This is a genomic window from Prevotella multiformis (assembly GCF_018127985.1).
In the GTDB taxonomy this organism is placed as follows: Bacteria; Bacteroidota; Bacteroidia; order Bacteroidales; family Bacteroidaceae; genus Prevotella; species Prevotella multiformis.
On record NZ_CP072358.1, the window covers coordinates 160,414 to 172,616 of the forward strand.

Genomic DNA, 12,203 nt, shown 5'->3' on the forward strand with positions numbered 1-12,203 from the left:
CGGAATCATGATCGTCGAGCAGTCCTGCCGTACAGGGCGAAGGTTCACCGATGAGGCGGAGGACACCGGCATACGGAGGATGGACTGATTCCGAATACTGAAGAAATAGGATATAAACCTTTTAAAATGATAACTGATATGAAAAAGTTAATGTTCGCAGCATGGATGCTACTAAGTACATCAGCTGCATTCGCTGGTGACAGCGAACCGTTGAAGGCAATCCTGAAGGCACAGACCTATGCTGAGGCAGCAGATCTCCTGAAGGCAAACATTGCACAGATCACGGACAATGCCGAGAAGGCGAAGGCCTACGACAAGCTCTATGAACTTGCCATGAAGAAAGTCAGCGCCGAGCAGGGGGTACAGCTTGAGAACCAGACCAACCAGCAGATGGGCAAAGAGGGCAACAAGCCTGTTGATGAGAAAGGACTCTATGAGGCTGTCGGCCAGGCCTTCGATGCCGCTGCGGAAGTTGTCAAGTATGACAATATGCCCAATGCAAAGGGGAAGGTGAAGCCGAAGTATGCGGGACTTGTCGACCAGCTCTATCCGCTCCGCGGCCAGCTCATCAACGGAGGCATCTTCTATCAGGGAGCTAAGGACGATGCCAACGCTTACAAGTATCTTGCCCGTTATGTAGATTCTGCTGACGACCCGATGTTCGCAAAGTTCGACAAATCCAAGGACGAGAACCTGAACGAGATCGCCTATTTCGCAACTTACTATGCTTACCAGAACAAGGACTATCAGAAGGCAGAGAAGTATGTTTCGTATGCGATGAAGAGCAAGGACCGTGCGAAAGATGCACAGCAGCTGCAGCTGGCTATCCTCGGCGCACAGCTCAAGACCCGTCAGGACTCTGTGGATTATGCGGAGAAACTTGCCGGTATCTATGCGCAGGATCCTGAGAATGATGCCGTTCTGACAACGCTGACATCTACTTACAGCGCGCTTGGCATGCAGAACAAGGCTGAAGAGATTGTCAATGCCGCTTTGGCCAAGAATCCTAACAGCTATGGTGCATTGGTCATGCAGGGACAGTTCGCAAGCCAGAAAAAAGAATACGAAAAGGCCGCTGACTACCTTTCAAAGGCGTTGGCTCTTGCAAAAGATGACAATGCCAAGATTGCGATCAATGCGTCAATCGGTCAGTGCTGGTTCTACAAGGCACAGGAGCGTGTTGCAGCCGTAAAGGGTGTGTTGTCGCAGGCTGCACGTGCCCAGTTCAATGAGGTGTACAACAAAGCCATCTCTTACCTTGAGACCGCCAAGAAGCTGGATGTACTGAAAGAGCAGAAGAGCTCATGGGCTTATCCGCTCTACGGCTGCTACTATTTCGTAAAGGGTCCTCAGGCTCCTGAAACACTTGCAGCGGCAGCTGATGCCGGTGTACAGCAGTAACATCTTCTGTCAATCACCCCTCTTGTATAATGCTGCTCCCGTCAGATTATATGAGAGGGGGATTCTGTTTCACGAAAACCATTGTGGATGAATCGATTACTGATACTGGCGTTTACGGTCCTCACAGGAGGCAATATCGCCGGAGCACAGGAGGCATACAAACAGGCCGGGTCTTTTAACCGTCTTGCAGAGGAAGCCGTCTCCCGCATGGAGAAATGTTCGGATAGGGATTCTGTGGCCATCTTCAAAGCCGTTGTAGATGGTGTGGAATATTCATTGAAATGTGATGAGTTTGACAGAATGCCTAACCGAAAAGGAAAAGTGGCTCCGAAGTTTGAAGAGGAGAACAGACACCGGCTGTCCCTGCTGCATCCGATGCTGATAGACGCAGGAAAATACTTCAGCAAGGTAAGCTGTCGGAAACAGGAGGGATTGGATGCCCTGAAACTCTATCTGAGGACACGGAAGTCGCCCTTGGTGAAGGACAATGCGGACGAGTCGGGGGTGGCGGCCTACTACCTTTCTTATTATTATATGAGAGCGCATGACCTTCCGAAGGCCGATGCGTATGCTGATACGGCAATGCTGTATGATGAGACGGCACAGGCGGCGGCAGAGATCAAGGCGCAGTGCATGCACGACAAGATGCAGAACGGTGAGGATTCACTCCGTTATCTTTCAGTAGTGCAGCGACTCTATCAGGCTGATCCGACGAATGAGACTTACTTCGCATGGATAATGAAATTCTATCAGAAACCTTCTCGGAAATTCAATATAGAGGATTTCATAGACAAGCTGTTGGAAGAAAACACGAACTCTACGGTGCCATGGATTTTGAAAGGTGAGATTGCCATGCATGCAGAACGCTGGGAAGAGGCCATCGATGCCTATAAACAGGCGGATGAGATTGATCCGAGCAGTATTCCCGTTGCATATAATATAGGTGTCTGTCTGAATACGGTAGGCATGGTTGTCCGCGACTCTGTCGCCAGGCGGAAGCGGAAGGGCGAGCTTGTGTCGGAAAATGAATTCTTGGACTATTTTGCAGAAGCACGTACTTATCTGGAACGTGTAAGGGCAAAAGACCCGCGTAGAAACAGGGTGGATTGGGTAGGACCGCTCTATCTCGACTATACCATATTGAATGATAAAATCAAGGCTGAAGAACTGGAGCCACTCGTAACGAACTATAAGAAGTGAAGAAGATAAGAGCATTGTTATTCTGCATTTGCCTGTTTTCCACATGCCTGTGCTATGCCCAGAAGAGGCAGCTGCAGACGGTTCGTGACCAGGTAAAAGCGGGGAAGGAACTTGCGAAGGCAGAGAAAACGCTTCGCGGACTACTCGTTGATTCTGCTGCAAGAAGGAACGGCAGGATATGGCTCATGCTCTGTGACGTGCTGGCGAAACAGTATGAGCAGGGAAATGAAAAGTTATATCTGAGACAGAAGTATGATACGGCGGCGTTCTTTTCTGTCACAAGGAAACTGTATGATGCCATGTCAAGTTTCGACTCACTCGATGCCCGCCCGGATGGGCAGGGGAGGATTCGTCCGAAGTATCGGATCAAACATGCGGCTTTTCTGAATTCCATCCGTCCGAATCTCTTCAACGGCGGCGGGTATTTTGTCCATAGGGGGGATTATCAGACGGCCTTTGACTATTACAGCGACTATCTCAGGTCGGCTTCGTTCCCGGTCCTTGCGGGCTATGATTATATGCGGAAGGATGCCCTCATTCCTCATGCAGCCTACTGGGCGATGTTCTGCGGGTATAAGCTGGGGGATGCAGATAAAATCATGCGTTTCAAGGAACTGGCTGAGCGTGACACGTCCATGTTGAACTTCGTAAGGCAGTATGAAGCTGAGGCCTATCTGGTGAAGAAGGACACTGCCATGTATGTGAAATCCCTGCAGGCGGGCTTTGAACAGTACCCGAACTTTGCCTTTTTCTTTCCCCGGCTGGTGGAATACTATGCCGGTATCGGTGAACATGAAAAGGCATTGGAAATTACGGAGCGGGCGCTGAAAGCCGACTCTACGAGCCTCCTGTTCCGTTTTGCAAAGAGCACCGCCCTCCTGAATCTTGGCAGGTACAGTGAGTGTGTCCGGTTGTGCAGGCAGCTGATAAGTGAGAAAGACTCTTTCGCGGATGCGTATTACAACATCGGTCTTGCTTATTTCAATCAGGCGATAGAATTGAATAAGGACAGACAGAAATACCGTGCCAACAAAGAGAAAGTCATCTCTTTGTATAAACTTTCCAGACCTTATATGGAGAGATACAGAGAACTTGCCCCTACGGCAAAGGAGAAATGGCTGGCTCCCCTGTATACCATCTACCTCAATCTGAACATGGGCAGGGAATTTGATGAAATAGACAAGATAAGAAAGGAAAAATAAAATGAACAGCAAAATTCTGACCAAACTCGGTATTACCCTGAATGCGATGCAGGAGGAGACTGCCGATGCCGTCTTGCATACAGGAAAAGACGTTGTGGTGATTTCGCCTACGGGATCAGGTAAGACGTATGCCTATCTTTTACCGCTGATCCAGCGACTGAAGGCTTCGTCCGATGAATTGCAGGCGGTCGTATTGGTGCCGGGCCGCGAACTGGCACTGCAGTCAGCCAGTGTCCTCAAGGATATGGGCAGCGGGCTGCGGGCCATGGCATTATATGGCGGGCGGCCGGCTATGGAGGAGCATCGGGCACTAAGGGAGGTGAAGCCTCAGATCGTCTTTGCGACGCCGGGGCGTCTGAATGATCATCTCGACAAGGCGAACATCGATGCAGGGACGGTGAAATGGCTTGTGATAGATGAATTTGACAAATGCCTTGAACTGGGCTTCCAGGAGGAGATGATGCACATTCTCAGCAGGCTGCCGGGTATCGAACGGAGGATTCTGCTCTCGGCGACCGAGTCGGAGTCGATACCTGATTTCGTCTCTATGGGAAGGACTGTGCGTCTGGATTACCGTACGGATAATTCGGGTGTCTCCGACCGAATCCGTCTTTATACCGTTGCAAGTCCCGAGAAAGACAAACTTGAGACGTTGAGCAGACTGTTGCTTTCATTAGGAGACAAAAGCAGTATTGTCTTCCTGAACTATCGTGATTCCGTGGAGCGTACGGCCCTGTTTCTGAAAGAGAAAGGATTTACAGTCAGTTGGTTCCACGGAGGGTTGGAACAGCACGAACGCGAAGCTGCACTCTACCGGTTCTCCAATGGCTCTGCGCCGATCCTCGTCAGCACCGACCTTGCTTCGCGAGGACTGGATATTCCTGATGTCGATAACATCATACATTATCATCTTCCTGAGACGGAGGAAAATTATGTACACAGGGTAGGACGTACAGCACGCTGGGACAAGGAGGGAAAGACTTTCTTTGTGCTCGGCCCCGGAGAGCACTTGCCCGAATATGCAGGTAAGTGTCAGGATGAATATCAGATCCCGGAGCGTCTTCCGTCCCCGTCCCAGCCCCGCATGGGTACTATATATATAGGTAAGGGGAAGAAGGACAAAATCTCGAAGATGGATATTGTCGGGTTTCTCTGTAAGAAAGGCGGACTGAATGCCTCCGAGATAGGGAAGATTGATGTGAAAGACCGTTTTTCCTATGTTGCGGTGTCGCGCAGGAAAATCAAAGAATTGCTCAGGCTGACGAAAGGTGAAAAAATAAAAGGGATTCATACCGTTGTGGAAGAGGTCAGATGATGTATGGGGCAAAGTGTCATTCCATGGTTTTTCGGAGACAGCTATATGTATAAGCGGCCGGAATTATGTCGGATAAAATTTATCTGTTTTTATTTGGAAGTATAAAAATAAAAGCGTATCTTCGCAACGTAAAACCATAGAAAGCTCTGACACTTTTTGATACAGATAATAACTATAAAACATAAGTCGAATTTTAACTAAACAAATCAGATGAAGAAGTACAATTTTAATGCAGGTCCTTCAATGCTTCCACGCGAAGTGATTGAGAATACTGCGAAGCAGATTTTGGATTTCAATGGTATTGGTCTTTCCCTTATGGAGATCAGTCACCGCTCAAAGGATTTCCAGCCGGTTATTGACGAAAGCGTTGCCCTGATCAAGGAGCTCTTGGACGTACCGTCAGGCTACTCTGTCATCTTCCTCGGTGGTGGTGCCTCACTGGAGTTCATGCAGATACCGGCCAATTTCCTGATCAAGAAAGCGGGGTATCTGAATACCGGTACATGGGCCAAGAAAGCCTTGAAGGAGGCTAAACTCTTTGGTGAAGTCGTTGAAGTCGCTTCTTCAGCTGGTGACGGATATATGAAGCTGCCTCACAACTTTGACATCCCCAAGGACTTGGATTACCTCCACATAACAAGCAACAATACAATTTATGGTACAGAATACAGAAAGGATCTCGATTCTCCCGTTCCACTGATCGGCGATATGTCTTCTGACATTATGAGCCGTCCGGTTGATGTATCGAAGTATACCTGTATCTATGCCGGTGCGCAGAAGAACATGGCCATGGCCGGTGTGACCGTTCTCATTGTCAAAGACGACATGCTGGGCAAGGCTCCGCGTGAACTGCCGACAATGGTTGACTACCGCACACACGTTGAGAAGGGTTCTATGTTCAACACCCCCCCTGTTGTACCTATCTATTCTGTACTGGAGACCATGCGCTGGGTGAAGGCTCACGGTGGCGTGAAGGAGATGGAGCGTCGTGCTGACGAACGTGCCCGTATTCTCTATGATGAGATCGACCGCAACAAACTCTTCAGAGGCACTGTCGCAACAGAGGACCGCTCTGTGATGAACATCTGCTTCGTGATGAACGACGAGTACAAGGAACTTGAAAAGCCGTTCTTCGACTTCGCTACTGAGCGTGGCATGGTAGGTATCAAGGGGCACCGTTCTGTCGGCGGCTTCCGTGCTTCCTGCTACAATGCACAGACCCTGGAAGGTGTGAATGCACTCGTTCAGGCGATGAAGGATTTTGAGGCTCAGCACTAAATCCATACTTGTCAGACTCGGCAACAGCGGATATGCTGTCCGCCGGGTCTAAACACCATCTTCATTATTTCCAAACCTAAACTTTAAAGCTATGAAGGTTTTAATTGCAACTGAAAAACCGTTTGCACCGGCTGCTGTGCAAGGTATTACAAGTGAACTGAAGAATGCGGGACATGAAGTTGTTCTGCTCGAGAAATACACAGAGAAGGGACAGCTCCTTGATGCTGTAAAGGATGCCGATGCCATGATTGTCCGTTCAGACAAAATCACCCCTGAAGTACTTGATGCTGCCAAGCAGCTGAAAATCGTTGTCCGTGCCGGTGCAGGATATGACTCCATTGATACTGCTTATGCAAAGGGGAAGAATGTGGTTGTTGAGAATACGCCGGGGCAGAATTCCAATGCCGTTGCCGAACTCGTATTCGGTATGTTGGTGTATGCTGTCCGCAACTTCTTCAATGGAAAGGCCGGTACCGAATTGAAAGGCAAGAAACTCGGTATTCTTGCTTTCGGAAATGTCGGGCGCAATGTGGCACGCATCGCCAAGGGCTTTGATATGGATGTTTACGCATACGATGCTTTCTGTCCTGCTGACGCTATCGAGGCTGCCGGGGTACATGCCGCCAAGTCGCAGGAGGATCTGTTCAAGACTTGTGACGTGCTTTCACTCCATATTCCTGCAACGCCACAGACCGTGAAGAGCATAGACTACCGTCTGGTCAATCTGCTTCCAAAGAAGGGGATTCTCGTAAATACTGCACGCAAGGAGGTTATCAACGAGGGAGAACTGTTGAAGTTGATGGCTGAGCGCGAAGACCTGAAGTTCATCACGGACATTAAGCCCGATGCTGATGAGGAATTCAAGAAGTTTGAGGGCCGCTATTTCTCAACGCCGAAGAAGATGGGGGCCCAGACAGCAGAAGCAAACACGAATGCGGGCATTGCGGCTGCAAGGCAGATCAATGCGTTCTTTGCGACAGGTGACACCAAGTTCCAGGTAAATAAATAACATTCTATATATAAGGATTGATTGTCCTGACCATTGGCACAGGTCTCGACGGTCAATCCTTTTATCATTTTCTAAAACCTAAACACTATGGCAATTATCAAACCTTTCAAGGGTGTTCGTCCACCTAAGAATCTTGTAGAATCTGTCGCAAGTCGTCCTTATGACGTACTCGACTCTGAAGAAGCACGTGCAGAAGCAGGCGACAATGAGAAGAGTCTGTATCATATTATCAAGCCTGAAATCAACTTCGAGCCGGGAACCAGCGAGTATGATCCACGCGTCTACAAGAGTGCAGTTGAGCAGTTCGAGAAGTTCCAGAAAGAGGGATGGCTGGTGCAGGATGACAAGGAGCATTACTATATATATGCCCAGACGATGAATGGCAAGACACAGTATGGGCTTGTTGTCGGTGCTTTTGTCAATGATTATCTTACGGGTAACATCAAGAAGCACGAGCTGACTCGTCGTGACAAGGAAGAGGACCGCATGAAACATGTACGTGTATGCAACGCCAACGTGGAACCTGTATTCTTTGCTTATCCTGACGATCGAGTACTGGATGATCTGTTGAAGAAGTATGCCCAGACGACACCGGAATATGATTTCGTTGCCCCGGACGATGGCTTCCGTCATCAGTTCTGGGTGATCTCGGATGAGGCTGACATCAAGACCGTGACGGAGGAGTTCCGTAAAATGCCGAGCCTTTATATAGCAGACGGACACCACCGTTCAGCGGCTGCCGCTTTGGTGGGAGCAGAAAAAGCCAAAAACAACCCTGGACATAAGGGGGATGAGGAGTACAATTACTTCATGGCAGTATGTTTTCCTGCAAGTCAGTTGACTATTCTCGACTACAATCGTGTCATCAAGGATCTGAATGGCATGACTGTTGCAGAATTCCTGAAGGCTTTGGAGAAGAACTTCACCGTTGAGCTTAAAGGAAAAGAGGAGTATCGTCCGAAGAAGCTGCATGAATTCTCTATGTATCTTGACGGCAACTGGTACGGCCTGGTTGCCAAGCCCGGTACATACGATGACAACGACCCGATAGGGGTTCTCGATGTGGATATCTCAAGCCGTCTTATACTGGACGAGCTGATGGGCATCAAGGATCTCCGTTCTGACAAACGAATCGACTTCGTCGGTGGATTACGTGGTCTCGGTGAACTGAAACGTCGTGTTGACAGTGGCGAAATGCGCTGGGCACTGGCGCTTTATCCCGTATCTATGCAGCAGATCATGGACATCGCAGACAGCGGGAAGATCATGCCGCCTAAGGCAACCTGGTTCGAGCCGAAGCTCCGTTCCGGTCTTGTCATCCACAAGCTGGATTAATGTGAGAACAGTAATTTTCTGAATGGATAACGATAAATACAGAACAATAAAAGAGAAGGCAATTGGCGAGGGATTTTACTCTGAAAAGCGGAGTAAGTTCCTCGCTTTTGCACATCATGTCGAGTCGGCAGAAGAGGCTCTGGAGATCATCAAGGAATATAAAAAGAAGTATTACGATGCACGGCATTGCTGTTATGCGTACCGTGTGGGGGCTGATGGTGCTGATTGTCGGGCCAATGACGACGGTGAACCTTCTTCGACTGCGGGAAAGCCTATTCTTGGACAGATTGACAGTAATGGACTGACAAATACCCTCGTCTGTGTCGTCCGTTATTTCGGAGGAGTGAAACTCGGTACTGGCGGGCTGATTGTAGCCTATCGAGAAGCTGCCGCTGACGCCTTGTCGAACAGTAAGAAGGAAGAGCGGTTTGTAGAGGAAGAAGTAAAGTTTACTTTTACTTATCCCATGATGAATGATGTCATGCGAGTTGTAAAAGACATGAATCCGCACATCGTCAGTCAGCAGTTTGACAATACATGTGAAATAACACTTTCTATTCGGAAAGGAAAAGCGGAAGAACTTCGTACACGGCTCAAAAATCTGTCCTTCGAGTGACCGAGTCCGATCGAATAGACGCATCCAATACGATTCAGGGATGTGTTGCAAAAAAGGTGAGGCAAGTCCGTCTGGGAAGGGAGAATAAGGTACAGGTTATTTTTTCATCGGTACTTCATAGAACATTTATGGTTGCTGATAGGGGGGAAGGAGATGCTTCTTTTCCCAAATTCGATGTGTGGAGAAGTTGAGAGTATGTCGATAATCCCGGATCTTGTCAGGCTGCATGCAATTATCGTTTGAATAATTTGGCGTTTACAGTAGAATTGTTTACTTTTGCACTGTCAAATTAAGGAAGTATGGCAGAGTGACCGAATGCGCTGGACTCGAAATCCGGTATACGCCCTTACGCGTATCGGGGGTTTGAATCCCTCTACTTCCGCTTGTGAAGCCGTAAGCATTTTGTTTACGGCTTTTTTCTTGCTTGTACTAAAGCCATAATAAATCCATAATAATAATGGGTCAGTCCTAAAACCCAGTTGCAAGTCTATCCTCTTAAGCACACAATTTCATAAGTATTTATTACCTTTGCATCATGAAGAGTCACCAATTATTACGTTGCATCTTTCCAGATGTACTTGCCGACTACTTTGATGTTGTCGATATTCAAGAGAGATAATGGGACAGTAGATATTTAAGGGCAGCCTGTTTGTGCTCGGAACAGTGGACTCTGCAAAACGCAGTCCGTTCAGAAAACCGTTATTGATAATCAACAAGCAATACGCATTAAAGTTTCCTACTTACAAAGCTGTTTTGCAGAGGTCTTGAAACTGTGATTTCCATGGGAATATGAGACTGTGCGTTCCTGTCCATGAGACTTTCTGATCCTCTAATCTGTTCATGTACGCAATTTTAACTTGGTTGCTGGAATCCGATTAACGGATGATATGTTATGAATGCGCTGCACTGATCACCTTATATTTTTCTTCCTCGTTTATGACCTTTGAATTAATCTTTCGTTTATTAAATCTTATGACAATCTTGTATGGTATATCGTCTGAATTTGTATAAAAGAGGCGTCTGAATTTTATTCGCTCTCCAATGCCCTGTCTATCACGATCATTTATAGAATTAACAAGCTCTCTAATGTTTGAAGAAGATAAATAAGAATAGTCAGCTGTCCCGTCCGAGATGGTACCTTCCAAACTAGCTCTCCATCCCTTAAAATGGGAAGAAATAGTCTTGCCATTGCGTGTATAAATTTCAATAGATTTGATTCTCTCATCAATTCCCTTTAGACCGGGTTCAACCCCTCCTCCAAAAAGAGTGAATTTTGAATGACATAATACGGTAGTGAAGCCTATCAAATAATATTTCTTTTTTGAGTTAACGGAGTCGCTCAAAGTGACAGCGTGCATACTTATCCCTGTGATCTTAAAGTTATTATACTGATAATCACAAGAAATGAAAGCCATTGCAGCCAATAAACAAATCATCTTCTTCATATAAATTATCATACAGTCATATAAGATTTGATAGATGCCATGTATCTGTCAAAAAAGAGATTTACGAGGTCTGTTTTCTTCCAATGTCGGGAAACTTGCAAAGTTTTGTCGATTGAATACGATAATTTCACATGAGGATTTTGAATGAAATCATCCGTTATATTGTCTTCCGTCTGTTTCTGTATTCATACATTCTAACCATACCTAACCTACTTTGACAGTAGTCTGATGCTTTTCATCCTCATAGTTGCAGGCGGAATTGTACAATTTCGACATCGGCATGAAGTCGATACGCTGCAAAATTTATTGTCATATTCGCAAGGAAGGGATTTACCGGTCATTCATGACTTTCTTTATACATATCCAGAGAGTGAAGGCATAAGTTATTAGACTTACGAAATCTGGTAAGAAGTTTTCAAGAAAATAAAGTCGTCTATCTATGTATATGCTTAATGAACCCAGGGAGAGAAGCATAGAAAAACTTCTGGCTAATATACACCAAGATAAAATGCCAACTGCCAGCACTGTTGGCAAGTGCTTAGATATATTTCTTTTCATGTTTTGCAAAATAATTTTAGGAAAGACATATTCATAAAGAGAATCCTTCTCCTTCTTTCAGCTGACTAGTGAGGAAAAATCATTTTTTTTAGAATAAAATTATCTGCTGCTATATTTCTCCTGTTCTTCACAATGAACCTATATTTTCCTTGGGGCATATATCCACTTGATATTAATGAAGTAACATTGAATTCCTGCCTGCAATGGCATCTTTTCTTTGAATTCATTTCCCTCTACATAAAGAAAAGCTTGTCAGTATCTTTTCTTTTATAGAATTTAGTTAGAACGGCAATTAAAAAAAGAACAATATACACGTATAAAATTTTAGCGTCATCAGAAAAACAGGGGTGAATGGTGTAAGCTGCATCAGAAACAGCATTTCCACTTTCAACTATAGGGGGAGTGTAATAAAACTTAATATTGTCTGGAAGATAATCTATCACCATTCCTAAAACATAAAAAATTATCCAAAACAGTGTACTTTCAATCACGCATACCCATTTGCTTCTCATCCATATTCCATTTATCTTAGTGAAATACAGCATCCATAGGAAAAAAACATTTAACCAGCCAAGATACCCGAACGTAATAAAAGAAAGAATAAAAAGACCATTTATCATTTCTGTCATTCTATCCGGGAAAATGGTTTCCTGACGGGCTCCTGCCAGAAGAGTTGTAATGATATATAAAATCATTTGCATCCCCCAAAAGATAAGGAGAGAAATAAAGGATGTGTATAGAAAGAATTTAAATTTCTTCATTTTCTTAATGACTGTTTTGGAGGCCTTCCGTTAAATCCATAGATTGGAAATAGAATAAAGGTTTATGCACTTGCAGGGTATGA

General features: G+C 46.0%; 10 protein-coding genes and 1 tRNA gene. 9 read left to right on the forward strand and 2 right to left on the reverse strand.

The features are described 5' to 3' along the window. Positions 1 to 138 precede the first annotated feature (138 nt). The 9 genes from J4864_RS07030 to J4864_RS07070 all read left to right on the forward strand — a co-directional run bounded on the left by J4864_RS07030 (position 139) and on the right by J4864_RS07070 (position 9,738). Positions 139 to 1,401 (forward strand): tetratricopeptide repeat protein, encoded by a 1,263-nt coding sequence (locus J4864_RS07030; RefSeq protein ID WP_211815096.1) that lies wholly within the window; start codon positions 139 to 141, stop codon positions 1,399 to 1,401. An 87-nt stretch (positions 1,402 to 1,488) separates the two neighbouring features. Continuing rightward, a complete protein-coding gene (locus J4864_RS07035; protein ID WP_211815097.1) occupies positions 1,489 to 2,601 on the forward strand; it encodes a tetratricopeptide repeat protein in 1,113 nt (370 codons plus the stop codon). After that, the gene (locus J4864_RS07040) at positions 2,598 to 3,803 is read left to right on the forward strand and encodes a tetratricopeptide repeat protein (RefSeq protein WP_007366428.1); all 1,206 of its coding nucleotides are present in this window, start codon (positions 2,598 to 2,600) and stop codon (positions 3,801 to 3,803) included. The genes J4864_RS07035 and J4864_RS07040 overlap by 4 nt, the downstream gene beginning before the upstream one ends. 1 nt (position 3,804) lies before the next feature. Further along, positions 3,805 to 5,118: a DEAD/DEAH box helicase gene (locus J4864_RS07045; RefSeq protein WP_007366427.1), complete on the forward strand. Its 1,314-nt coding sequence runs from the start codon at positions 3,805 to 3,807 to the stop codon at positions 5,116 to 5,118. Positions 5,119 to 5,328: 210 nt separating this feature from the next. Then, the gene (gene serC / locus J4864_RS07050) at positions 5,329 to 6,396 is read left to right on the forward strand and encodes a 3-phosphoserine/phosphohydroxythreonine transaminase (RefSeq protein ID WP_007366425.1); all 1,068 of its coding nucleotides are present in this window, start codon (positions 5,329 to 5,331) and stop codon (positions 6,394 to 6,396) included. 91 nt (positions 6,397 to 6,487) lie between these two features. Beyond that, positions 6,488 to 7,405 carry an NAD(P)-dependent oxidoreductase gene (locus J4864_RS07055; RefSeq protein ID WP_211815098.1) on the forward strand — a complete coding sequence of 306 codons (918 nt, stop codon included), beginning with the start codon at positions 6,488 to 6,490 and terminating at the stop codon, positions 7,403 to 7,405. A gap of 87 nt (positions 7,406 to 7,492) precedes the next feature. After that, positions 7,493 to 8,740 (forward strand): DUF1015 domain-containing protein, encoded by a 1,248-nt coding sequence (locus J4864_RS07060; protein ID WP_211815099.1) that lies wholly within the window; start codon positions 7,493 to 7,495, stop codon positions 8,738 to 8,740. 22 nt (positions 8,741 to 8,762) lie between these two features. Beyond that, the gene (locus tag J4864_RS07065; RefSeq protein ID WP_211815100.1) at positions 8,763 to 9,356 is read left to right on the forward strand and encodes an IMPACT family protein; all 594 of its coding nucleotides are present in this window, start codon (positions 8,763 to 8,765) and stop codon (positions 9,354 to 9,356) included. A gap of 293 nt (positions 9,357 to 9,649) precedes the next feature. Beyond that, positions 9,650 to 9,738, forward strand: a tRNA-Ser gene (locus tag J4864_RS07070). Between the two features lie 508 nt (positions 9,739 to 10,246). Here J4864_RS07070 and J4864_RS07075 read toward each other — a convergent pair. Together J4864_RS07075 and J4864_RS07080 are read right to left on the reverse strand one after the other, a co-directional pair. Beyond that, positions 10,247 to 10,801: a hypothetical protein gene (locus J4864_RS07075; RefSeq protein ID WP_246479498.1), complete on the reverse strand. Its 555-nt coding sequence runs from the start codon at positions 10,799 to 10,801 to the stop codon at positions 10,247 to 10,249. Between the two features lie 791 nt (positions 10,802 to 11,592). Continuing rightward, a complete protein-coding gene (locus tag J4864_RS07080; RefSeq protein WP_211815102.1) occupies positions 11,593 to 12,120 on the reverse strand; it encodes a hypothetical protein in 528 nt (175 codons plus the stop codon). Positions 12,121 to 12,203 lie beyond the last annotated feature (83 nt).

Excerpts from the sequence above, each read along its gene's own strand:
- J4864_RS07060 (WP_211815099.1), top strand. The coding sequence starts at position 7,493 with ATGGCAATTATCAAACCTTTCAAGGGTGTTCGTCCACCTAAGAATCTT.
- J4864_RS07045 (WP_007366427.1), top strand. The coding sequence starts at position 3,805 with ATGAACAGCAAAATTCTGACCAAACTCGGTATTACCCTGAATGCGATG.
- J4864_RS07080 (WP_211815102.1), bottom strand. The coding sequence starts at position 12,120 with ATGAAGAAATTTAAATTCTTTCTATACACATCCTTTATTTCTCTCCTT.
- J4864_RS07055 (WP_211815098.1), top strand. The coding sequence starts at position 6,488 with ATGAAGGTTTTAATTGCAACTGAAAAACCGTTTGCACCGGCTGCTGTG.
- serC (WP_007366425.1), top strand. The coding sequence starts at position 5,329 with ATGAAGAAGTACAATTTTAATGCAGGTCCTTCAATGCTTCCACGCGAA.
- J4864_RS07065 (WP_211815100.1), top strand. The coding sequence starts at position 8,763 with ATGGATAACGATAAATACAGAACAATAAAAGAGAAGGCAATTGGCGAG.
- J4864_RS07075 (WP_246479498.1), bottom strand. The coding sequence starts at position 10,801 with ATGAAGAAGATGATTTGTTTATTGGCTGCAATGGCTTTCATTTCTTGT.
- J4864_RS07030 (WP_211815096.1), top strand. The coding sequence starts at position 139 with ATGAAAAAGTTAATGTTCGCAGCATGGATGCTACTAAGTACATCAGCT.
- J4864_RS07035 (WP_211815097.1), top strand. The coding sequence starts at position 1,489 with ATGAATCGATTACTGATACTGGCGTTTACGGTCCTCACAGGAGGCAAT.